This is a genomic window from Variovorax sp. 05L425 (assembly GCF_056397705.1).
Map to the genome: position 1 here is coordinate 163,531 of NZ_JBFTNY010000004.1, position 22,583 is coordinate 186,113.

Consider the following 22,583-nt stretch of genomic DNA (forward strand, 5'->3'; position numbering starts at 1 on the left):
GTATGTCCTGCAGATGAATATCAAGAGAGCTTGCCGTGGCAATGCTTGTATTTCTTGCCGCTGCCGCAGGGGCACGGGTCGTTGCGCCCCACGCGCGCAAAGGCGGCTGCACCGGCGCTCAGGCCGCCGGCAGCCTGCCGGCGAAGGCTTTCTTCGTCCACCCGCACTTCGACCTCGCCAGTCTCGGTGGGCGCCGTGTATGTGATGTTCGCAAGGTTCTCGCCGCGGACTTCCATCGCCTCGGCCGCTTCTTCAAGCTGCTCGCTGGACTGCACGCGCACGGTCATGAGTTGACGCGTCACTTCGTTCTTCACCGAATCGAGCAACTGGCCGAACAGTTCGAAAGCTTCACGCTTGTATTCCTGCTTGGGCTGCTTCTGCGCGTAGCCGCGAAGATGAATGCCCTGGCGAAGGTAGTCGAGCGAGGCCAGATGCTCGCGCCAGTGGGTGTCTATGCTTTGCAGCAGAACCATGCGTTCGAACTGCGTGAAGTTCTCCTGGCCAATCAGCCCGACCTTGGCATCGAACGCCTTGTTGGCCTCGGCGATGACCTTTTCGACAACGTCTTCGTCGCCGATGGCGCTGGCGGCCTCGACCTCTTGCCGCAGAGGCATCTCGATATGCCAGTCGTCTGCAAGGGTCTTCTCGAGACCGCCGAGGTCCCATTGTTCCTCGACCGACTCGGCAGGCACGTACTGGCGAACCAGATCATTGAAGCAACCTTCGCGCAATGCACCGATCTGCGCGGTGAGGTCGCCCGCGTCAAGGATGTCGTTGCGCTGCTGGTAGATCACCTTGCGCTGATCGTTCGACACGTCGTCGTATTCGAGCAGTTGCTTGCGGATGTCGAAATTGCGCGCCTCGACCTTGCGTTGGGCGCTCTCGATGCTGCGCGTCACGATACCGGCCTCGATGGCCTCGCCGTCCGGCATCTTGAGGCGATCCATGATCGCCTTCACGCGGTCACCGGCAAAGATGCGCATCAGCGGATCGTCCAGGCTCAGGTAGAAGCGTGACGACCCCGGGTCGCCCTGCCGGCCCGAACGCCCGCGAAGCTGGTTGTCGATGCGGCGCGATTCATGCCGTTCCGTGGCGATGATGCGCAAGCCTCCGAGCGACTTGACGAATTCGTGGTCTTTGTCCCACTGAGCGCGTAGCTGCGCGATCTCGGCAGCCTTGGCGCTGGGATCGAGTTCCTCATTGACTTCAACCGCCTCGATGGTTTTCTCGACGTTTCCGCCCAGCACGATGTCTGTGCCACGACCCGCCATGTTGGTCGCGATGGTGATCATCTTGGTACGACCGGCCTGCGCCACGATTTCCGCTTCGCGTGCATGCTGCTTCGCGTTGAGCACCTGGTGCGGCAAGCTGGCCTTCTCAAGCAGCCCTGCGATGATTTCGGAGTTTTCGATCGACGACGTGCCTACGAGCACGGGTTGACCGCGTTCGTAGCACTCGCGGATGTCCTGGATGGCCGCGTCGTATTTTTCGCGAGTGGTCTTGTAGACGCGGTCAAGCTGATCTTCGCGCTTGCTCGGACGATTCGGCGGAATGATCATTGTCTCCAGGCCATAGATCTCCTGGAACTCGTAGGCTTCGGTGTCGGCCGTGCCGGTCATGCCCGCGAGCTTGGCGTAGAGGCGGAAGTAGTTCTGAAAGGTGATCGAAGCGAGGGTCTGGTTCTCTGCCTGGATCTCGACACCTTCCTTGGCTTCCACGGCCTGATGCAGCCCGTCGCTCCAACGCCGGCCCGTCATCAGGCGGCCGGTGAACTCATCGACAATGATCACTTCGCCCTGTTGCACCACATAGTGCTGATCGCGGTGATAGAGATGCCGCGCACGCAGCGCCGCATTCAGGTGATGCATCAGCGTGATGTTGGCGGGATCGTAGAGCGAGGCGCCTTCGGGAAGCAGCTTGAATTCGGAAAGAATCGTCTCTGCCTTCTCATGACCGTCTTCGGTCATGAACACCTGATGGGTCTTTTCGTCGACCGTGAAGTCGCCGGGCTTGGTGACGCCCTCACCGGTGCGAGGGTCGGCCTCCCCTTCCTGACGGACCAGCAACGGCACGACCTTGTTGATCGCAAGGTACAAGTCCGTGTGGTCTTCTGCCTGGCCGCTGATGATGAGCGGGGTCCGGGCTTCGTCGATCAGGATCGAGTCGACCTCGTCGACGATCGCGTAGTTCAATCCGCGCTGAACCCGGTCTCCGGGTTCGTAGACCATGTTGTCACGCAGGTAGTCGAAGCCGTACTCGTTGTTCGTGCCGTAGGTGATGTCGCTGCCGTAGGCCTGCTGCTTTTCCTCGCGCGGCATTTGCGGCAGGTTGATGCCGACGGAAAGGCCAAGGTAGTTGTAGAGGCGGCCCATCCAGGTGGCGTCGCGGTTGGCGAGGTAGTCGTTCACCGTCACGACGTGGACACCCTTGCCGGTCAGCGCATTCAGGTAGACCGGCAGCGTCGCCGTCAGGGTCTTGCCTTCACCGGTACGCATTTCGGAAATCTTGCCGTTGTGAAGCGCCATGCCGCCCAGCAACTGGACGTCGAAGTGACGCATCTTCATAACCCGCTTGGATGCTTCGCGCACCGTCGCGAAGGCCTCGGGCAGGAGATCATCAAGCGATTCGCCCTTGGCGATCCGGTCCTTGAACTCCTGCGTCTTGCCGCGCAGCGCAGCTTCATCGAGCTTCTCGAACGACGGCTCCAGCGAGTTGATGCGTTCGACCGTCTTGCGATACTGCTTCAGAAGCCGATCATTGCGACTGCCGAAAATTTGGGTCAGGATGTTGGTGGCCATGAATGGAGATCGAAGCACACTCGCTGAATGCGGGCGCTTCGACCGAAATCCCTAAGATAGACGAGAAGGAACTTGGGCGCGCTTTGCTGGAAAGCAAGCCGACCGGCCCGCAGGATTGCCGGCAAACCGCAGATTTTAGCCGCCTTGTTCGAACCCTTGATTGCAGACCATTGCCCATGAACCGCCGCTTCAACGCCGTCACTTTGCTGCAGGCCACGGAGGAGTCGCCGACCCTCGCGAACCTGGCGGCGCGCGCGCGCGATGCAAACGAACGGCTCGTCGCCATCCAGGACCTGATCCCCGCGGAATTGCGCCCCGGCATCAAGGCCGGGCCGGCTGAAGGCGATGTCTGGTGCGTGCTGGTGAGCGGTAGCGCCGCGGCAGCCAAGCTCCGCCAATTGGCGCCCCTTCTGGTGTCACGGTTGAAAGCCCGCGGCTGGGATGTCGCGACGCTCCGTATCAAGGTTCAGACAGGACGCTGATTCAGAGCTGCGCGAATACCAGGCCAAGTGTGAGAGCGACCGAGGTGCCGAAAATGATCAAGCCGACGCGCCGGCGCCGGTGCGTCAACATCCACAGCGCCACCCCGGAGATCGACAGGAAAACCAGGCTCCCTGCCAGCGTATCCACCAGAAGGATCCACGCAACCGGCATGCCGACCCCCTTGTGCAGGTTTGCCAGGGTGGCAACGAATCCGTTGCTGGTCATGGTGACGCCCACCGAGCGGTTGCCGCGCCAGTATTCGGCCTGAACGATCGCATCGGGACCGCCAAAATTGAAAACCCAGCGCTCGGGCTGCATGAGCGCGGATTCATGGGGGGCATCGACATCCGGCGCAAGCGCCTGGGCATGCTTGTCCTTCTCCGTCCACGCTACAGGTTTCGCCGGCTCGATGCGCATGGAATTAGGCGGACCGCTCTGGCCGAGCGCTGTCTGGAGCCATGCAGCCATTTCCTTGGCGCTGGCGGGGGCCGGATCGGGCAAGGCCAGTTGCGCGTTGATGCGCTGCTGGGCCATCGGCAGCTTAAGTACAGCACGGTGGTTCAGCCACACGCCGGCCGTGCCGAAAAGCAATCCGAGAATGGCGCCCCACAGACCGATCCAGCCATGGGTCTTGCGAATCCATTGCACGAGCGCAGTGCGACGTTGCCGGCTACGCAGGCGCTCGTCGAGTGATCCGGACGAAACAAAAGCTGTCGCGCCGGCGCCAGTTGAGACATTGGAAGCAGTGTTCATGTGGACGACCTAGGTGTCGCTCCATTTGCGAAGAAGGTTGTGATAGATGCCCACCAGCGTCCGGCGTGCGGACTCGTCTGCACCGGCTTGATTCAGGCGCTGGATGGCATTGTCGAGATCGAAGAGCAGCGCTCTGTCGGCGGCATCCCGCACGAGGCTCTGCACCCAGAAGAAACAGGCGACGCGGACGCCCCGTGTGATGGGTGTCACCTGGTGCAGGCTGGTCGCCGGATAGATCACCATGTCGCCAGCCGCAAGCTTTACGCTTTGCATTCCATGGGTATCCTCCATCTGCAATTCGCCACCGTCGTAGGTGTCGGGCGGTGACAGGAACAACGTGGCGGACAGGTCGGTGCGCACCTTGCGCCCATTGTGCGGATGGATGCGCACTCCACCGTCGACGTGCAGGCCGAACGTCATTCCGGCGCTGTAGCGATTGAACATGGGCGGATACAGGATGTTGGGCAGCCCTGCACTGATGAAGACCGGATTCCGTTCGAGTGCGCTGGCCACGATGGCCTGGCATTCCCTTGCCACTTGGGATCGCTCGTCAATCTGCTGGTTGAACTTGACTGGCGCGCCCTGGTGGCCAGCAGTGACGCGGCCATCGACCCAGGCGTCACCTGCGGCCTCCAGCCGCGAGCGGACGGCTTCGAGCGATTCGGCATCAAGGACTCGGGGAATGCAGACGAGCATGGCAGTGGGCGATCGACGTCAGAACCGATAGTTCATCGACAGCATGGCGGTGCGCGCCATGCCGGGCACCGCTCGACCGCCGTCGGACGGAATCAGGGCGTCGTAGTAGTGGCGGTCGAAGAGGTTGAACAGATTCAGCCGTACATCGTAATGCGGCTGGTGATACGCCAGCATCGCGTCGATTCGCGTGTAGCTGCCCACCTCAACCAGATTCGTGTTGGCGGCGTAACGGCTACCGACGTAGGTCGCGCCGCCACCGATTTCCCATTCGGGCGTGACGGTGTAGACAGCCCACAGGCTGGCGGCATTCCTGGGTGTGTTGGCCGGCACATTGCCTTGAGTCCCAGGTGCGATGGCGTCGACGATCGTTCCGTCGAGAAAGGTATAGGCGCCGAACACCTGGAGCACATCGGTGACGCGACCCGCGATGCCGGCACGCGCCCCGTTGACACGCACGGTCCCGGTCGCCGTGTAGGTGCCATCGGAGTTCTGCGCTCTCGCGTTGTATTGCGTGATGCTGAAGGCGGCGGCGGTCATTGACAGCGCGCCTCCATTGGCGTCCCACTTGCCTCCGAGTTCGTAGGCCTTGTTCTCCTGCGGAGGCAATGGCTGCGTCGCCCCAGTGGTTGCGACGAGTTGTTCGAGCGATGGATTGAACGATGTGCTGTACGACACATAGTAGGACTGCTCGGCCGTCGGCTGCCAGATGCCTCCAGCGCGCACGCTGGTGAAATCCACCGTCTGCCTTTCGTAGGCCAGGGTCGTCGCGCTCGTCACCGTGTTGTTGACGCTCGCGCGATAGTTGTCCTGCCGCACGCCGCCGACCAGCTTGAACTGAGGGTTGATATCGACGGTGTCATTGACGTACCCCGCAACCGTGTCGGCATCGGCCGTCGCAAGATTGCCAGGGAGGCCCGGCGCATTGAGCGGCGAATCGGTTGAGATGGGATTCAGCAATGGTGTGCACGACACATAGCCGCTGGTGCCACCCACTGGATTGAGCGGGACGCCCGCGCAAGTGCCATTGCGGTAGTAGCCCTGGTTCCTGTACGTATCGTGTCCGAGTTCCAAGCCTGCCAGCAAGGCGTGCTTGAGTGTGCCTGTCTCGAACTTGGTGTTGTATTCGGTCAGGTTGAAGAGCGAGGTGTCGCGGATGTCCCGGTCGTGACTCTGCTGGCGTACCCAGAGCTGTGTGAGAGGCAGCGCACTGGTTGCCGCGAGCGGGACCGCCGTGGTGCCGGTGGAGAACGGCGTGTAGCCTCTCGCGTTGACGGTTCCGATGCCTTGCGGGGCGGTTTCCGTCGCGTCGGTGGTGACTTGGTTGTACTGTGTCTGGTTGCGAATCGAACTGGTGGGCGTCAGCTTGTGCAGAATCGTCGCATTGAATGCACCGATGTCGGAGATCGTGCGATCGTCGTTGAATCCGTAGGCATTGTTTCGATCGACCTGCGCCGGAGCGCCATTGAGCGGCGGGATCCCGTAGTCGGCCATGTCGTGGTTGTGCTGAACCAGCGCTGAGAGCGTGACTTGCGTCGGCGTGTTGATGCCGAATTTCAGCGAAGGCGCAATGCCGACGTCCTGGATTCTCGTTTGGTCCCGATTGGATGCATCGCCTTCCTGTGCCATTGCGGCAATCCGGAATGCCGAAGTCTCGGACATCGGCCGGTTCACATCGACGGTCGTTCGTACGAGCCCGTTGCTGGTCACTGAAATATCCGCGTTTCCCGCCGCCGTCAGCGACGGCTTTTTGCTCACCTGGTTGATCACGCCACCAGTCGATCCGCGCCCGAACAGCATGGACGACGGCCCCATGAGCACTTCGACGCTATCCAGCGCAAAGGTATCGCGGTAGTACTGGCCGCGGTCGCGCGCGCCATCCAGAAAGATGTCGGTACGCGCCGAAAAACCATTCAGGTTGATGTTGGTCCCGATCTGCCCACCTTCGGCGGCGCCAATGGTCAGCCCCGGCACATTTCGCAGCGCGCTGGCCAGCGAGGTGGCGCCCTGCGATTGCATCACCGCCTGATTGATGATGGTGATCGATTGCGGCACGTCGTGAGGGTCGACAGGCAGGCGGCTGATCGACAGCGGATTGGGGCCGAAACTCCCGGTGTCCGCGGTGTCCCGAACTTGTATTTCGCGCAAGGTCGCCGGCACCGAAGTGTTCGTCGATGATGATGGCGATGACGGAGTGGCCGCCGGCGACTCCGATGACACGGGGGCGGGGGCTTGCTGCGCAAGTGCAGGGGCAGAGACCATGGCGAGCAGGGTCAATGCAACGGGCGTGCGCCGCATCGGGCGGCGACTAGAGCGATTCATGAGTTCTCCTGGAAAGGAATCCGCGGAGCCCTCTTGGGATCACCGGGACTGCTTTGTGGCTCGCAAGTCTAAATGCGAATCACTCTTTCTATCTTTCATCGGACCAATGTGTTACCGACGAAAGACAGTGCTCACAAATCTGTAATTTGGTCAGGTAAAAGTCAGTTTAAAAATTGGCCGATCCGGAAAACAAGAAACCCCGAGCAATTGACCTGCTCGGGGTTTTTGAAATGGTGCCGCTTGTCGGAATCGAACTGACGACCTACCGCTTACAAGGCGGTTGCTCTACCAACTGAGCTAAAGCGGCGTGGTGGGGGATTCTAGCGGTGGCCGTTTGCTGGAATTCTCACTTGATTCGCTTGAGCGACGGCCGCGAGCCCCCGCCGTTGGGTGGTCGCGGAGGATCTCCCGGATCCACTGGCGCGCCTGTCGTCTCGACGCTCTCCTCAGCACCCTCGCCCGAGACGAGATGGACGATCTTGCTGGCATCGCCTTCAGTACCCCGAGAAGCGTCACGCAAAGGTGTTCGCGTCGCAGCGGATGCCGGCATGGCCGTCCCTGGCGTCGCACTTCCATCGACCTGCGCAGGCGCCGGTGCGGGGAAGGCCATGCCCTGCCCGTTCTCCCGCGCGTAGATCGCGATCACGCGACCAACTGGCACGCTGATCTCGCGGGCGGTACCCGCAAAGCGGGCCTTGAACTCGATGAATTCATTGCCAAGATTGAGCGAACTCGTGGCGTCGAAACTGATGTTCAGCACGATCTCGCCGTTCTTGACGTACTCCCTCGGCACCTGGACGGTATCGTCGACCTGAACCGCGACATACGGCGTGAAGCCATTGTCCGTGCACCATTCATACAGCGCCCGGATGAGATACGGGCGGGTGGATGACGATTCGAGTGCGTTGATCATGACCGGCGGCGCCAGCAGTTCACTTGCGCATGACCTTTTCAGATGGAGTCAGTGCTTCGATGTACGCGGGACGAGAGAAGATTCGCTCAGCGTACTTCAAAAGCGGCGCCGCGTTCTTGCTGAGGTCGATGCCGTAGTAATCAAGGCGCCACAGGAGCGGAGCAATCGCGACGTCGAGCATCGAGAAATTGTCGCCCAGCATGTACTTGTTCTTGAGGAACACGGGCGCAAGCTGCGTCAGCCGGTCGCGGATGTGCGAACGGGCCTTCTCGAGCGCCTTCTCGTTCCCCTTGGAACTGCGATTCTCGAGCGTGGAGACGTGCACGAACAACTCCTTTTCGAAGTTGAGCAGGAACAGTCGCACGCGAGCCCGATCGACCGGATCGCCGGGCATCAGTTGCGGATGCGGAAAGCGCTCGTCGATGTACTCGTTGATGATGTTCGACTCGTACAGGATCAGGTCGCGTTCCACAAGGATAGGAACCTGTCCGTAAGGGTTCATCACGCTGATATCTTCAGGCTTGTTGTAGAGATCGACATCGCGAATCTCGAAATCCATGCCTTTCTCAAACAGCACGAAGCGGCAGCGATGTGAAAAAGGGCAGGTCGTTCCCGAATACAAGACCATCATGGCGAAAGGCTCCTAAAAATCAAAAAGAGTGGATCGCGTTCGCAACCCACTCTGTGGGACCAGACGCACGAGGCGCCTGATCGGCATCGTCATCGTATTACTTGACGTCTTTCCAGTACGCGGCATTCAAGCGCCAAACAAAGACCACGGACATGACAAGGAACAACAACACCCAGACCCCCACCCGGATACGCGTGTTTTGCGCCGGTTCGGCCATCCATTGCAAGTAGCTGACGAGGTCACCCACCGCTTGGTCGTATTGCATCGGCGTCATGGTTCCGGGGGTGATTTGCTCCCAACCCTTGAACACATCGGTTTCGTGACCGTGCGACTCGACCTTGTCGAAAATCGGACGGCGCTCACCTTGCAATTCCCACAGCACGTGCGGCATCGCCACGCTCGGGAATGCCAGATTATTCCAGCCCGTTGCCTTCGTGTCGTCGCGATAGAAAGTACGCAGGTAGGTATAGAGATAGTCGGCACCGGTGCCGCCATGGCCGGCACGCGAACGCGCCACGAGCGTCAGGTCGGGCGGAACGGTACCGAACCATTCCTTGGCCTGGCGTGGATCGATGTTCGCCTTCATGGTCTCGCCGACCTTGTCGGTCGCGAATAGAAGGTTGTCCTTGATCTGCTGCTCGGTAATGCCGAGATCCTGCAGCCGGTTGTAGCGCATGAACGCCGCCGAGTGGCAGTTGAGGCAATAGTTGACGAAGAGTTTCGCGCCATTCTGCAGCGCCGCCAGGTCGGTCGTCCGGTTCGGCGCCTTGTCCCAGGGGATACCTTCTTCCGAGGCATGAGCGCCAGCCACGAAACCAAGCGCTGCGATCAACGTGAGGATCAGTTTCTTCATTCTTGTTTTCCCCCGGTCAGTGCGCTGCGAAGGTCACGCGCTCAGGGACCGGCTTGAATTCGCCCAGACGGCTCCACCACGGCATCAGCAGGAAGAAACCGAAATAGAACAAGGTACCCACTTGCGACACACGCTCGCCGGCGGGCGACGGTGGTTGAACGCCAAGGTACGCGAGAACCACGAAGTTGACGACAAAGACACCGTAGAGGTACTTGTGCCAGCTCGGACGATAGCGAATCGACTTCACCGGGCTGTGATCCAGCCATGGCAGGAAGAACAGGATGATGACGGCACCGCCCATCACGAGAACGCCCCAGAACTTGGCGTCGATCGACAACATCATCGCGGCAACGCCAATGGCGACCACGACGATGACGCCCTTGAAGATCGAGGGAATGCGCGTCTTCCACACCCCAAATGCCGCACCGGCAACGACGCAAGCGATGAGCGCGTACATCATCTCGCTGGTGATCGCGCGAAGCATCGAATAGAAAGGCGTGAAGTACCAGACCGGGGCAATGTGATTCGGCGTTTTCAGCGAATCGGCCGGAATGAAGTTGTTGTACTCCAGGAAATAGCCGCCAGCCTCGGGCGCGAAGAAGATCACTGCCGAGAAGATCGTCAGAAACACCACGACGCCGAAGATGTCGTGCACCGTGTAGAACGGGTGGGATGGAATGCCGTCCAACGGATGGCCGTCAGAACCGCGGTTGGCCTTGATTTCGATGCCGTCCGGGTTGTTCGATCCGACTTCGTGAAGGGCGATCAGGTGAGCGACCACGAGACCGAGCAGGACCAGCGGCACTGCGATGACGTGGAAGCTGAAGAAGCGATTCAGGGTAGCGTCGCTCACCACGTAGTCACCGCGGATCAGAAGAGCGAGGTCAGGACCGACGAACGGAATGGCGGAGAACAGGTTGACGATCACCTGCGCACCCCAGTAGCTCATCTGGCCCCAGGGAAGCAGGTAGCCCATGAAGGCCTCAGCCATGAGGCAGAGGAAAATGGCGCAGCCGAAGATCCAGATCAGTTCGCGCGGCTTGCGGTAGCTTCCGTAGATGAGCCCGCGGAACATGTGCAGGTACACGACGATGAAGAACGCCGAAGCCCCCGTCGAGTGCATGTAGCGGATCAGCCAGCCCCATGGCACGTCGCGCATGATGTACTCGACCGATGCGAACGCCAGTTGCGCATCGGGCTTGTAGTGCATCACAAGGAAGATGCCGGTCACGATCTGGATCACGAGGACCAGCATCGCCAGCGAGCCGAAGATGTACCAGAAGTTGAAGTTCTTCGGCGCGTAGTACTTGCCCCACTGGTCGTTCCAGAGCTTGGTCAGCGGGAAGCGGTTGTCGACCCAGTTGAGCAGCTTCTCGTTCGCGGGCGCGTTGGGGGAGATTTCCTTGAGTTCGGCCATGTCTTTCTCCTCAAGCCTTCTTGTCGTCGCCGATCAGGAGGCGGGTGTCGGAGAGGTACATGTGCGGAGGCACCGGAAGATTGTCGGGTGCGGGCTTGTTCTTGAAGACACGCGCCGCCAGATCGAAGGTTGAACCATGGCAGGGGCAGAGAAAGCCCCCGTGCCAATCGTCAGGCAGCGAAGGCTGCGGCCCTGGCTGGAATTTGTCCGTCGGAGAGCAACCCAGATGGGTGCAGATGCCGACGACCACCAGGATCTCCGGCTTGATCGAGCGGTGCTCGTTGCGTGCGTAGGGAGGAGTGAACTCGTCCGGATTGCGCTTCGACTGCGGATCCGCGAGCAACGGATCGAGCTTCGGGAGTTCAGCGAGTTGTTCGGGCGTGCGCTTGAGAATCCACACGGGTTTGCCGCGCCATTCAACCGTCATCTTTTCGCCCACCTGGAGGGCACTGATGTCGACCTCGACCGGCGCACCGGCAGCCTTGGCTTTTTCGGAAGGCTGGAAGGTGCTGACGAACGGGACGGCGACTGCCACTCCGCCCACCGCTCCTGCACAACCTGATGCGATCAACCACGTCCGCTTGCTAGTGTCAATCCGGGGGCGGCCGGCTGTGCTGTCACTCATGGGGATCCTCAATGTTCTTCGCTAGGGTCTTGGGGTCAACCGACGATTGTAGCGGAGCGTAAAAGGCGAATTCAACGCGACGAGCCGTGCATCGACCATGAGTTCCGCCCGAGTGAGTCATTCAAAACACACCTCTATACTGGCCGACGTCTGAAAACCGCACATGAGGTACCCGACATGAGTTTTCTCAAGGAGTTTCGCGAGTTTGCCGTCAAGGGAAACGTGATCGACCTCGCGGTCGGCGTGATCATTGGCGCCGCTTTCGGAAAGATTGTCGATTCATTGGTGAGCGACATCATCATGCCGCTGGTTGGTCTGGTGTTCGGCAAGCTCGACTTCTCGAACCTCTACATCGTGCTGGCCAACAGACCGCCCAATGTGGCCGACAACCTGATCGAGCTCAAGAAGGCCAATGTGCCCGTGCTCGCGTACGGCAATTTCATCACCATTGCGGTGAACTTCGTGATCCTTGCTTTCATCATTTTCCTGATGGTCAAGCAGATCAACAAACTGAGGAAGGCGTCCGACGCAGCGCCGCCCCCACCGGCCCCCACTCCGGAAGACGTCGTGCTGCTGCGCGAAATTCGCGACAGCCTCAAGCGGCCCTGACGGCTGCGGCGCCGCTCGCGAGCGAGCGCGCCATGCGCACCGCTTCGATCAGGCTGGATGGATCGGCGCGACCCGTGCCTGCGATGTCGAATGCCGTGCCGTGATCGGGGCTCGTGCGCACGAGCGGCAATCCGAGCGTGACGTTGACGCCCTTCTCCACGCCCAGGTACTTGACCGGGATCAGGCCCTGGTCGTGGTACATCGCAATCACCACATCGAACTCTCCTGCACAGCCGGCCTTGGTGCGGGCACGCATGAAGACGGTGTCGGGCGCATGAGGTCCGTCGGCGTCGATGCCTTCCCTCCTGGCAGCCGCAATGGCGGGGGCAATGACGTCGCGCTCTTCACTGCCGAAGAGACCACCTTCGCCGGCATGCGGATTGAGTCCCGCCACGCCGATCCTCGGTGACCGACCCAGCACCGCGCCCAGTGCGCGATGCGTGATCCGCAGCGTCTCAAGGACGCTGTCATGCGTCACCGCCTCGATCGCGTTGCGCAACGACATGTGGATGCTCACCAGCACGGTCCGCAGTTCGTCGTTGGCAAGCATCATCCGAACCGGGACATCGGCGAGCGGTCGGTCCAGATGGGCAGCGGCCTCGAACTGAAGCAACTCGGTGTGACCAGGGAACATGAAGCCAGCCGCAGAGAGCGCCTCCTTGTGCAGAGGCGCGGTCACGACTGCCGCGACGTCGCCACGCAGTGCCGCCCGCGCTGCCCACACAACGCATTCGCCGGCGACGCGCCCCGCGACTGCACTGATCTGCCCAAGCGCAATCGGCGCTTCGACCTTCTCGACGACCTGCAGCACCGGGATGCAGGCAGGCGGAACATCGCCCACGCTTGCGGGCGATTCGATTTCCGCAACGGGCATGGCCAAGGAGCCAGGCATCGCCAGCCATTGCGCAGCCCGGCGAACGACACCGACATCGCCGGCAATAAAGCATCCTTGCATGTCACGGGCGGCATCACGGAAGGCCTTGATGATGATCTCGGGCCCGATGCCGGCTGGATCGCCGAGCGTGACCGCAATGGGAGACTGAACGCTGTTCACGCCGGATTGTCGATGTCGATGAATTCGTGGGCCAGGCCCAGCTGCGCGGCCACATGCCCCGCAACAGCCGGTGCGCCGTAGCGTTCGGTCGCGTGATGTCCGCAGGCGAGGAACGCCACGTTCATCTCGCGCGCATAGTGGGCCTGCGGTTCGGAAATCTCGCCGGTGATGAAGGCGTCCGCGCCTGCCGCGATCGCAGCCTCGAAATAGCCCTGGGCCCCGCCGGTGCACCAGGCCACGTTCCTGATCGGACGCTGCTGGGCAGCCTCCACGAGCGTGACCTTCTTTCCGAGCGCCTTCTCGGTGTGGCTCGCCAGCGCAGCGGCATTGGCGAAAACTTCGCCGTTGGCCTGCGCACCGAGAAATCCGAGTTCCTGTTCGCCGAAGCGGCCCGTCGAACCGGCATGCGCGACCAGGCCCAGTTTGGCGCCCAGTTGCGCGTTGTTGCCGAGTTCAGGATGCGCATCCAGCGGCAGGTGATACGCGAACAAGTTGACATCGTCGCCAAGCAGCAGACCCAGGCGCTGGCGCATCCAGCCGGTCACCCGTCCATCCTGGCCGCGCCAGAACAGGCCGTGGTGCACGAAGATGGCATCGGCCTCGGCGTGAATGGCGGCCTCGATCAGCGCACGGCTCGCGGTCACGCCGGACACGATCTTGCGAACCGTCGTGCGGCCCTCGACTTGGAGGCCATTGGGTCCGTAGTCCTTGAATCGCTCTGGGGCGAGCAGCACATCGAATGCGTGAAGAAGTTCGTGGCGGGTCGTGCTCATCGCGTGATTGTGGACCCGGGAGGCGCCGTCCGCATCGCAAGGCCGCGCGACGCGGGCCGCGTGGAGGACCTTCCGCACTCCTGCGCGCCGCGCCGAAGAAGGCCATGTGGACGCCCAGTCGCGCAAGTCACCGAATTCAGGGTTTCCCCCGATTTTGCGCGGCCAAGCGGTTGCGGCTCTGTCCTTCGGCACCAAGCACTTCGTGCGCATTGAGGGACAATTCAAGGTTTGGCGCCCAGTGAAAGAGGCGCCATCACCTCAATGGATTCATCGCCTTCATGAAACGCACCTGGCTGCTGTTTGCCCAAGCCGTCACCATCTTCCTCGCGGCCTATTTCGTTGTTGCAACGCTCAAGCCCGAATGGCTCAACAGACAGGCGAACGGACTGCGCGGCATGGTCGCGGTCGTCGAGGCACCCCCGGTCAATCCGCAGGCTGTGCCCGGCAGCCTGAGCAGCGCTGCGAAGAAAGCCTCGCCCGCCGTGGTCAGCATCAACACGAGCAAGGCCGCGCAGCTGAACCCTCGCAACAACGATCCTTGGTTCCGTTTCTTTTTCGGCGACCAGGGTGCGGACCAGCCCCAGGTCGGACTGGGCAGCGGGGTGATCGTGAGCGCCGACGGCTACATCCTCACCAACAACCACGTCGTAGAAGGCGCCGACGAAATCGAAGTGACGCTCAATGACGGACGCCACGCCCACGGCAAGGTGATCGGGACCGATCCCGACACCGATCTGGCCGTACTCAAGATCGAACTCGACAAGCTGCCAGTCGTGGTCCTTGGCAATTCGGACGCCCTGCAGGTCGGAGACCAGGTACTCGCCATCGGCAATCCGTTCGGAGTCGGTCAGACCGTCACCAGCGGCATCGTCTCGGCGCTCGGACGCAACCAGCTCGGCATCAACACGTTCGAAAACTTCATCCAGACCGACGCCGCGATCAATCCGGGCAATTCGGGCGGCGCGCTGATCGATGTGAACGGCAATCTCGAGGGCATCAACACCGCGATTTATTCGCGCTCGGGCGGCAGCATGGGCATCGGGTTTGCCATCCCGGTTTCGACCGCCAAGCAGGTCCTCGAGGACATCGTCAAGGCCGGAAAGGTCACGCGCGGATGGATCGGCGTGGAGCCCAACGATCTTTCACCCGAACTGGCGGAGACCTTCGGCGTCAAGGCCAAGACGGGCGTGATCATCACGGGTGTCCTGCAGAACGGACCGGCAGCGAAGGCAGGCGTTCGTCCAGGCGACGTGATCACCGGCGTCGGCGACAAGGACATCGGTAACGTCCAGGAGCTACTGACCGCCGTGGCGGGCCTCAAGCCGGGCAACGCGGCACGTTTTGCGCTGCAGCGCGGCGGCGACAAGCTGGAACTCGACGTCACGGCCGGCTCGCGGCCCAAATCGCCGGTCCGGCGCGCGCCGCAAGAAACGGAATGATGAAAACGAAGGATTCCGCTCAGGACTGAGCGGAATCGGGGCTCTCTTCGGGCGCCTTGGTGTACTTCGAGAAGTAGCGCGCACCCACGATGCCGACTTCGTACAGCAGGCACATGGGAATCGCGAGCGCAAGCTGCGAGACGACGTCCGGCGGGGTCAGCACCGCCGCAACGACGAAGGCAACGACGATGAAATAGCCGCGAAAAGAACGCAGCTTTTCGACGGTGACCATCTCGAAACGCACCAGCAGCATGACCACGATCGGGACTTGGAAGGCCACGCCGAAGGCGATATAGAGCGACAGGATCGCCTCCACGTACGACGATATGTCGGGCGTGGCCGCCACCGACGGAGGCGTGAATCGCTGGATGAAGCCGAACATCTTGTCCAGGACGAAGAACTGCACGAACGCAATCCCGGCATAGGCAAGCAGGCTGCCGAAGATGATCAGCGGCAAGGCGAATTTCTTCTCGTGGCTGTAGAGCCCCGGCGCCACGAACATCCAGACCTGATACATCAGCCAAGGCAGCGCCAGCAATACGGCGGTCATGGCCAGCACCTTGAGCGGCACGAAAAACGGCGAGAACACGCCCACGGCGATCAGCTTCGCGTCGTGCGGCATGTGGTTGCGGATTGGCACCGCGATCAGGTCGATCAGCCCACTGGGGCCCGGCCATATCGCGAGCAGGACGCCGGCGACGACAAGGCCATAAATGCAATAGAGCAAGCGATCCCGCAGCTCCATCAGGTGTTGGACGAAAGGCTGCTCGGTGCCGGCCAGTTCGTCTTCTTTGTTCTTGTCAGTGGAGTCAGACATGTCGGGGGCGCTGCGGACGGAATTCGGGCCGCGCTGGACGCGACCGGATCGACGCCGAAGCTATTTGATCTCGTGAGGACGGTAACGGGCCACGCGCGCGGCGCCCGAAAGCGCTTTGGTGCGCACGCCGTTGCGCGCCTTGTACCACTGTGGCGTGGCGCCCTGCTTCAGGCGCCAGTTCTTGCGTGGGTGCTTGTATTGCGGATAGACGGGCAGCGCCGGCTCAGAATCGGAGGACGTCTGGCCGATTTCGGAAAACTGCTTCTCGAATTCGCTCGCGCTGGAATGGATGCTGTGCTCGACCTCGCGAGCCGCGTCCTGCACCGTGTCTTTCATCTTGCGCAACTCGTCGAGGTCCATGGAGCGATTGACCTCGGCCTTGACGTCGTTCACGTAGCGCTGCGCCTTGCCGAGCAGCGTGCCAACGGTGCGCGCCACGCGCGGCAGCTTTTCCGGTCCGATGACGATGAGCGCAACTGCGCCGATCAGCGCAAGTTTCGAAATGCCGAGATCGATCACGGACGGTTGGAGCTCAGGACTTCTGACGCGCTTCGACGTCGATCGTCGACTTGTCGGTCGCGGCGGTGTTGGTCACCTGCGCGTTCGGGTTGGCCGGCGTTTCGGGTGCCCCGCCCTCCCGCATGCCGTCCTTGAAGCCCTTGACGGCGCCGCCGAGGTCCGACCCCATGTTGCGGAGCTTCTTGGTGCCGAAGATCATGACCACGACGAGCAGCACGATCAGCCAGTGCCAGATGGAAAGTGAACCCATGGATTACTCCTGAAGAATGTGAGCGATTTTAGACGGCGCGCAAATGCCGCCTCACGAGGCGGGAATCAGCCTCTGAGCCATGGGCGTGGGCCGCCCATGACGTGCACGTGGAGATGATGGACCTCCTGACCGCCCTCGGCGCCGGTATTCACGACGATGCGATACCCCCCGGTCGGATAAGGCCTGCAGCCCTGCTCGATGGCCAGCCTGGGGGCCAGCGTCATGATCCTTCCAAGCAACGCGGCGTCGTCGGAGGTGACCTGGGCCATCGACGGGACGTGCCGCTTCGGCACGATCATGAAATGCACCGGGGCCCACGGGGCAATGTCGTGAAACGCAAAGAGCTCCTCGTCCTCGTAGACCTTGCGGGAGGGAATCTTCCCTTCGATGATCTTGCAGAAGACGCAGTTGGGGTCAGAGGACATTCGAAGGCTCCATGGATCGGCCCGCGTTCATTCGCACCATCCCCTTGACGATGCGATAGAGGAACCAGAGGGAAATCAGCGCCCAGGCAATCCAGCCGGGCACGAAAAGAAGCAGCCACAGCCACGCGGTCAGCACGTACAGCACGCCGGCCCAGATCACAGTGCGAATGCGCCAGCTGAAATGCGAGGCCTGCCAGGTGCCGGCCGCATCGTCGCGCTTGACCAGGTCGATGATCAGCGCGATCAGCAGCAGCGCGATGGAAGCCTGTGCCCCGGGCAGGACCGCGCCAATGGCCACCACGAGGTGAAGGATGTAGCTGACCCAGCCCCAGGTCTTGAGCGAGTCGTCCGGTTCGACGGTCACGATGTCGTTGGGCATGGTGTCCTCTCAATCGTTGGAAGCTTCGCGAGCCTGCGCCTTGCGCAAGGCCTTTTCCTCGATGCCGCTGGTGCCTTCGCGCCGCTCGAGTTCCGCGACCACGTCGCTGGGCGAGAAACCGTAGTGCGCGAGTGCCACCATGCTGTGAAACCACAGATCGGCCACTTCGTTGACAACCTTCGAACGGTCGCCGCCATGATCGGCGTCCTTGGCGGCCATGACGACTTCGGTGGCTTCTTCGCCGATCTTCTTCAGGAAGGCGTCGGGACCCCGGTGAAGGAGACGTGCGACGTAGCTCTTGTCGGGATCGCCGCCGCGCGCCGGCAGCCGGCTCTCGATCACGGCAGCCAGGCGCGCCAGTGCGTCTTCCGCGTTGCGTGGGGTATCGCTCATCTTGGGGAGGATGTGTAGATCGATGCGGGGTCTTTCAAGACCGGTTCGGCGACCGTCCACCGGCCGTTCTCGTATTTGCTGAAGAAGCAGCTGTGGCGGCCCGTGTGACACGCGATGCCAGGCTCATGGCCGAGTTGGGTCACCTTGAGCAGCACGACGTCGTTGTCGCAGTCGATGCGAATCTCGTGAACCGTCTGCACGTGGCCGGACTCCTCGCCCTTGAACCAGAGCTTGCCGCGCGACCGGCTGAAATACACGGCCCGGCCGATTTCAGCCGTCTTCGCCAGCGCCTCGCGGTTCATCCAGGCGAACATCAGCACGTCGTTGCTGCCCTGCTCCTGCGCGATCACGGGCACCAGGCCGTTCGCGTCCCACTTCACTTCATCGAGCCAATTCATGCCGGAATTGTCGGTCAAAGCCGCACCGGGATGCCCCGCGCCGCCATTTGCGCCTTGGCCTGGCCCACAGTGAACTCGCCATAGTGAAAGATGCTGGCGGCCAGGACAGCGTCGGCGCCGCCCGCCTGAATGCCGTCGGCCAGATGGTCCAGGCTTCCGACCCCACCGGAAGCAATCACGGGCACGCTCACGGCATCGCTGACCGCGCGCGTGAGTTCGAGGTCGAAGCCGCTCTTGGTGCCGTCGCGGTCCATGCTGGTCAGCAGGATCTCGCCAGCGCCGCGCCGCGCCATCTCGACCGCCCATTGCACCGCGTCCAGGCCGGTGTTCTTGCGGCCGCCGTGGCTGTAGACATCCCAGCCTGCCCCGCGGGTCGCAGCGTCCTCCGCGGTGCGCCGCTTGGCGTCGATCGCCACCACGATGCACTGCGCACCGTATTTCCGAGATGCTTCTTCGATGACCTGGGGATTCGCGATCGCAGCCGAATTGAAGCTGGTCTTGTCCGCCCCGGCATTGAGCAGCCGGCGGACGTCCGCGACCGTGCGCACGCCGCCGCCGACGGTGAGGGGAATGAACACCTGCGAAGCCACTGCTTCGATGATCGGCAGGATCAGGTCGCGCCCGTCGCTCGTGGCGGTGATGTCGAGGAAGGTGAGTTCGTCGGCGCCTTGCGCGTTGTAGCGCGCGGCAATCTCGACCGGATCGCCGGCGTCTCGCAATTCGACGAAATTGACGCCCTTGACGACGCGGCCGCCGGTCACGTCCAGACAGGGAATGATGCGTTTGGCAAGCATGGGATCGTTCGGATCAAGGATTCAGGAAACGGTGAGCTGTTGCCAGCCCTGCCACTGCGCCCCCGGCGCCAGCAGAACGGGCTCGTCGATGCGCGCGGCCTCGACACAAAGCATGTGGCGCCAGCCGTCGTCGGGCAAGTCGTCGAGCTTGGCGCTCAGCACAGGACCAGGGTTCCAAACCACCGTCTCGGTGCAGCTCGCGCTCTGCGCGATCTCCAGCGTGCCGGAAGGCTGGGCCAGACGCAGAGGCCGTGTGGACGACGCGTAGACGCTGTCGAATTCGGTGCCGAAGGTGAGCGCGGGCGCCAACTCGACGTGTCGATCGTCGCGCACGGCATCCCAGCGGTTGGCGCCTTGAAGGCCTTCGAGGCGAAGCGCGGTCACGTCGTTCACGCGCAAATAGGTGTGCAGCGCTGCCGCAAAGGACCAGGGGCCGCTGCCGGGATTGTCGACCGTGAGCGCAATGCGCAGCGAATGCGGCGCCAAGGTGACCGTGAGCCGCAGCCGAAAGGCGTGCGGCCAGATGTCGCGCGTTGCCTCGTTGGAATGCAACGAAAAGACTGCCGTGCTGCGTTTGCCGTCGACTTCCTGCGAATCGGCCTGCCAGGGGACATTGCGCACGAAACCGTGCTTGGGCAACGGGCCGCGCATGTTGAACTGCGGCCAGCAGATCGGCACACCGCCCCGGATGGCGCTCTGCCCGTCGAAGCGGGCATCGGGGCTCAGGAAGAGGCGCTCCACGCCGTCGGCGGTCATCCAGGACAGCACGTGCGCACCGTGCAGGGCGACCATGCAACTGTCGCCGGCGGGCAAGGCAAGGCGCACTGCCGGCTGGCCACGAAAGGCTGACGTTTGGACAGACATGACCCGATTCTAGGTTTCGCCCGTGTCGGGATTGCGGCCAGCGCGGTTTTAGCTTGAAATCGCATCAGCAGGCGCTCGCGGTTGCGGGCTGTCGGCCAGAGACGATTCTCCAGAACGCACTCGCAAGGAGCACCCATGAGAAGGAAACTGCCGCCAGCCGTATGGATCCTGATCGCGATGGTGATCGGGATCATCCTGGGCTACATGGTCTTCGTGAACTTTCCGAACAAGAGGACGGCCGCGGAGATTGCCGGGTACATCTCGATCATATCGGACGTGTTCCTGCGGCTGATCAAGATGCTGATCGGGCCGCTGGTGTTCTCGACGCTGGTGGTGGGCATCGCGCACATGGGCGATGCGGCAGCCGTCGGGCGCGTCTTCGGCAAGGCGCTGGCGTGGTTCATCACGGCCTCGCTGGTCTCGCTGATCCTGGGCCTGATCATGGCCAATATCCTGCAACCGGGCCACAACCTTGGCCTGCCGCTGCCCGACATCGGCTCCTCTGCCAACCTCGCCACCTCGAAGTTCACCGTCAAGGACTTCGTCAGCCACATGGTGCCGCGGTCCTTCGTCGAAGCCATGGCCAATAACGAGATCCTGCAGATCGTCGTGTTCTCGATGTTCTTCGGGGTGGCGATGGCCTCTCTCGGCGACAAGGCCAAGACGCTGGTCGCCGCCATCGAGGAACTCTCGCACGCCATGCTCAAGATCACCGGCTACGTGATGAAGCTCGCCCCGCTTGCCGTGCTGGCCGCCATGGCAGCGACGGTCGCGGTCAACGGGTTGGACATCCTGCTGAAGTTCGCGGTGTTCATGGGCGGCTTCTACATCAGCCTGTTCATGCTGTGGTGCTTGCTGGCTCTTGCCGGCTTCATCTTCCTCGGCCCGCGGATCCTGAAACTGCTGAGCTACATCCGGGAGCCTTTCCTGCTGTCGTTCGCCACGGCGAGTTCGGAGGCCGCCTACCCGAAGATCCTGATCGCCCTCGACCGTTTTGGCGTGAAGCGCAAGATCTCCAGCTTCGTCATGCCGATGGGCTATTCCTTCAACCTCGACGGCTCGATGATGTACTGCACCTTCGCCGTGCTCTTCATCGCCCAGGCCTATGACATCCACCTGCCGATCGGCACCCAGATCACCATGCTGCTGATCCTGATGCTGACCTCGAAGGGGATGGCCGGCGTGCCGCGCGCCTCGCTGGTGGTGATTGCCGCCACCCTGAACCAGTTCAACATCCCCGAGGCGGGGCTGCTGCTGATTCTGGGGGTGGACACCTTCCTGGACATGGGCCGCTCGGCAACGAACGCGGTGGGCAACTCCATCGCCACCGCCGTCGTCGCCAAGTGGGAAGGCGAACTGATGACCGAGAGCGAGGCCGAGGCGAACGCGCGGTCGATGGACGCCGAACTCGCCGCCACCCTCGCCCACCCGATGCATGCCTGAGGACGATCATGGCGTTTCTGCGGTCACTGTCGATCGTTGCAGCCCTCCTCTGCGGCCTGTCGTCGCTGGCTTCGGCGCAGTCCGATCCCGTGCCATCCACGCCAGCCGAGCTGAGCGGAACCTTGGCCAAGGTGCGTGATGCCGGCGCCGTCACCATCGGCTATCGCGAGTCCTCGATTCCGTTCTCCTACCTCTCCTCGCGCAACGAACCGATCGGCTATTCCATCGAACTGTGCAAGGCGCTGGTCGAGGCGATGAGCGACGCGGTCCACAAGACGCTCGCGACGAAGTGGGTTCCAGTGACGTCCGAATCGCGCATCGACGCGGTGGTCAACGGGCAGGTGGACCTCGAGTGCGGTTCGACGACGAGCAATCTCGAGAGGCAAAAGCGGGTGAGCTTCTCGCCGACGATGTTCGTCTCGGGCACCAAGTTGCTGGTTCGGAAGGGTTCGCCCATCAAGTCGTTCCGGGACTTGGCCGGAAAGCCGGTTGCCGTGACGCGCGGCACGACGAACGAAAAGACGATGCGCGACATCTCCGAGCGCTTCAAGCTCGACCTGAATCTCCTCGTATCGCGCGACCACGCCGAGTCGTTCGCCCTGGTGAAGTCCGGCAAGGCGGAAGCGTTTGCAACGGACGACGTCCTGCTCTATGGCCTCATCGCCCAGGACCGTGGAACTGCGGACGGCCCAAGCGACTACGAGGTGATCGGCGACTTCCTGTCGTACGACCCCTACGGCGTGATGTACCGCAAGAACGACCCCCAGATGACCACGGTGGTCAACGACACTTTCCACGAGCTGGCGGAGGATGGCGAGATCGAGCGCCAGTACAAGCGCTGGTTCCTGCGCAAGCTGCCTTCCGGCACTAGCCTGAACCTGCCGATGAGCCCGCAGCTGGAAACGATCATCCAGACGATGGCGATCAAGTCGGAGTAA

General features: G+C 62.1%; 25 protein-coding genes and 1 tRNA gene. 5 read left to right on the plus strand and 21 right to left on the minus strand.

Translation table 11 applies throughout. The features are described 5' to 3' along the window. Positions 1-20: 20 nt before the first annotated feature. Positions 21-2,798 (minus strand): preprotein translocase subunit SecA, encoded by a 2,778-nt coding sequence (gene secA, locus AC1DN9_RS06585; protein WP_478098428.1) that lies wholly within the window; start codon positions 2,796-2,798, stop codon positions 21-23. 176 nt (positions 2,799-2,974) lie between these two features. Here secA and AC1DN9_RS06590 point away from each other — a divergent pair, with 176 nt between their 5' ends. Next, positions 2,975-3,280, plus strand: a complete 306-nt coding sequence (locus AC1DN9_RS06590; RefSeq protein WP_478098720.1) for a hypothetical protein — start codon at positions 2,975-2,977, stop codon at positions 3,278-3,280. A 1-nt stretch (position 3,281) separates the two neighbouring features. On the opposite strand, the gene AC1DN9_RS06595 is transcribed toward AC1DN9_RS06590, so the two are convergent. The 9 genes from AC1DN9_RS06595 to petA form a co-directional block, all read right to left on the minus strand. Continuing rightward, entirely contained in the window at positions 3,282-4,034 is a 753-nt protein-coding gene (locus AC1DN9_RS06595; RefSeq protein ID WP_478098430.1) for a PepSY-associated TM helix domain-containing protein, read from the minus strand. Positions 4,035-4,043: 9 nt separating this feature from the next. After that, positions 4,044-4,730: a Fe2+-dependent dioxygenase gene (locus tag AC1DN9_RS06600; RefSeq protein WP_478098432.1), complete on the minus strand. Its 687-nt coding sequence runs from the start codon at positions 4,728-4,730 to the stop codon at positions 4,044-4,046. Between the two features lie 18 nt (positions 4,731-4,748). After that, positions 4,749-7,049: a TonB-dependent receptor gene (locus tag AC1DN9_RS06605; RefSeq protein ID WP_478098433.1), complete on the minus strand. Its 2,301-nt coding sequence runs from the start codon at positions 7,047-7,049 to the stop codon at positions 4,749-4,751. A gap of 231 nt (positions 7,050-7,280) precedes the next feature. Further along, a tRNA-Thr gene (locus AC1DN9_RS06610) sits at positions 7,281-7,356 on the minus strand. 39 nt (positions 7,357-7,395) lie between these two features. Further along, positions 7,396-7,962 carry a ClpXP protease specificity-enhancing factor gene (locus tag AC1DN9_RS06615; protein ID WP_478098436.1) on the minus strand — a complete coding sequence of 189 codons (567 nt, stop codon included), beginning with the start codon at positions 7,960-7,962 and terminating at the stop codon, positions 7,396-7,398. A gap of 19 nt (positions 7,963-7,981) precedes the next feature. Continuing rightward, positions 7,982-8,593, minus strand: coding sequence for a glutathione S-transferase N-terminal domain-containing protein (locus AC1DN9_RS06620; RefSeq protein ID WP_088955903.1), 612 nt, complete (start codon positions 8,591-8,593; stop codon positions 7,982-7,984). Between the two features lie 97 nt (positions 8,594-8,690). Next, positions 8,691-9,446 carry a cytochrome c1 gene (locus tag AC1DN9_RS06625; RefSeq protein ID WP_478098438.1) on the minus strand — a complete coding sequence of 252 codons (756 nt, stop codon included), beginning with the start codon at positions 9,444-9,446 and terminating at the stop codon, positions 8,691-8,693. Between the two features lie 16 nt (positions 9,447-9,462). Then, positions 9,463-10,863, minus strand: coding sequence for a cytochrome b (locus AC1DN9_RS06630; RefSeq protein ID WP_478098440.1), 1,401 nt, complete (start codon positions 10,861-10,863; stop codon positions 9,463-9,465). Positions 10,864-10,873: 10 nt separating this feature from the next. After that, positions 10,874-11,488, minus strand: coding sequence for a ubiquinol-cytochrome c reductase iron-sulfur subunit (petA, locus tag AC1DN9_RS06635; RefSeq protein ID WP_478098442.1), 615 nt, complete (start codon positions 11,486-11,488; stop codon positions 10,874-10,876). 177 nt (positions 11,489-11,665) lie between these two features. Here petA and mscL point away from each other — a divergent pair, with 177 nt between their 5' ends. Then, the gene (gene mscL, locus AC1DN9_RS06640; protein WP_478098444.1) at positions 11,666-12,097 is read left to right on the plus strand and encodes a large conductance mechanosensitive channel protein MscL; all 432 of its coding nucleotides are present in this window, start codon (positions 11,666-11,668) and stop codon (positions 12,095-12,097) included. Here mscL and pdxA read toward each other — a convergent pair. Further along, positions 12,084-13,151 (minus strand): 4-hydroxythreonine-4-phosphate dehydrogenase PdxA, encoded by a 1,068-nt coding sequence (gene pdxA / locus AC1DN9_RS06645; protein WP_478098446.1) that lies wholly within the window; start codon positions 13,149-13,151, stop codon positions 12,084-12,086. The genes mscL and pdxA overlap by 14 nt on opposite strands. Further along, positions 13,148-13,924 (minus strand): Nif3-like dinuclear metal center hexameric protein, encoded by a 777-nt coding sequence (locus AC1DN9_RS06650; protein WP_478098448.1) that lies wholly within the window; start codon positions 13,922-13,924, stop codon positions 13,148-13,150. Before AC1DN9_RS06650 ends, pdxA begins: the two co-directional genes overlap by 4 nt. Positions 13,925-14,202: 278 nt before the next feature. Here AC1DN9_RS06650 and AC1DN9_RS06655 point away from each other — a divergent pair, with 278 nt between their 5' ends. After that, a complete protein-coding gene (locus AC1DN9_RS06655) occupies positions 14,203-15,363 on the plus strand; it encodes a Do family serine endopeptidase (protein ID WP_478098450.1) in 1,161 nt (386 codons plus the stop codon). Positions 15,364-15,382: 19 nt separating this feature from the next. On the opposite strand, the gene tatC is transcribed toward AC1DN9_RS06655, so the two are convergent. From tatC to AC1DN9_RS06700, 9 genes are all read right to left on the minus strand, one after another. After that, a complete protein-coding gene (gene tatC, locus AC1DN9_RS06660; protein ID WP_478098452.1) occupies positions 15,383-16,180 on the minus strand; it encodes a twin-arginine translocase subunit TatC in 798 nt (265 codons plus the stop codon). A gap of 60 nt (positions 16,181-16,240) precedes the next feature. Then, the gene (tatB, locus tag AC1DN9_RS06665) at positions 16,241-16,699 is read right to left on the minus strand and encodes a Sec-independent protein translocase protein TatB (protein ID WP_478098454.1); all 459 of its coding nucleotides are present in this window, start codon (positions 16,697-16,699) and stop codon (positions 16,241-16,243) included. 13 nt (positions 16,700-16,712) lie between these two features. Beyond that, entirely contained in the window at positions 16,713-16,949 is a 237-nt protein-coding gene (gene tatA / locus AC1DN9_RS06670) for a Sec-independent protein translocase subunit TatA (protein ID WP_478098456.1), read from the minus strand. Positions 16,950-17,014: 65 nt separating this feature from the next. Next, complete coding sequence (locus AC1DN9_RS06675; protein ID WP_478098460.1) at positions 17,015-17,374, minus strand: histidine triad nucleotide-binding protein; 360 nt, start codon at positions 17,372-17,374, stop codon at positions 17,015-17,017. Further along, positions 17,364-17,753 carry a DUF4870 family protein gene (locus tag AC1DN9_RS06680; protein ID WP_478098462.1) on the minus strand — a complete coding sequence of 130 codons (390 nt, stop codon included), beginning with the start codon at positions 17,751-17,753 and terminating at the stop codon, positions 17,364-17,366. The genes AC1DN9_RS06675 and AC1DN9_RS06680 overlap by 11 nt, the downstream gene beginning before the upstream one ends. A 9-nt stretch (positions 17,754-17,762) precedes the next feature. Next, positions 17,763-18,146: a phosphoribosyl-ATP diphosphatase gene (locus AC1DN9_RS06685; protein ID WP_478098464.1), complete on the minus strand. Its 384-nt coding sequence runs from the start codon at positions 18,144-18,146 to the stop codon at positions 17,763-17,765. Then, positions 18,143-18,544, minus strand: coding sequence for a phosphoribosyl-AMP cyclohydrolase (hisI, locus tag AC1DN9_RS06690; RefSeq protein WP_478098466.1), 402 nt, complete (start codon positions 18,542-18,544; stop codon positions 18,143-18,145). The genes AC1DN9_RS06685 and hisI overlap by 4 nt, the downstream gene beginning before the upstream one ends. A gap of 14 nt (positions 18,545-18,558) precedes the next feature. Next, a complete protein-coding gene (gene hisF, locus AC1DN9_RS06695; RefSeq protein ID WP_478098468.1) occupies positions 18,559-19,338 on the minus strand; it encodes an imidazole glycerol phosphate synthase subunit HisF in 780 nt (259 codons plus the stop codon). Between the two features lie 21 nt (positions 19,339-19,359). After that, the gene (locus AC1DN9_RS06700) at positions 19,360-20,202 is read right to left on the minus strand and encodes a D-hexose-6-phosphate mutarotase (RefSeq protein ID WP_478098470.1); all 843 of its coding nucleotides are present in this window, start codon (positions 20,200-20,202) and stop codon (positions 19,360-19,362) included. 135 nt (positions 20,203-20,337) lie between these two features. On the opposite strand from AC1DN9_RS06700, the gene AC1DN9_RS06705 reads away from it, so the two are divergent. Next, positions 20,338-21,645, plus strand: a complete 1,308-nt coding sequence (locus AC1DN9_RS06705; protein WP_478098472.1) for a dicarboxylate/amino acid:cation symporter — start codon at positions 20,338-20,340, stop codon at positions 21,643-21,645. An 8-nt stretch (positions 21,646-21,653) separates the two neighbouring features. Continuing rightward, positions 21,654-22,583 (plus strand): amino acid ABC transporter substrate-binding protein, encoded by a 930-nt coding sequence (locus tag AC1DN9_RS06710; RefSeq protein ID WP_478098474.1) that lies wholly within the window; start codon positions 21,654-21,656, stop codon positions 22,581-22,583.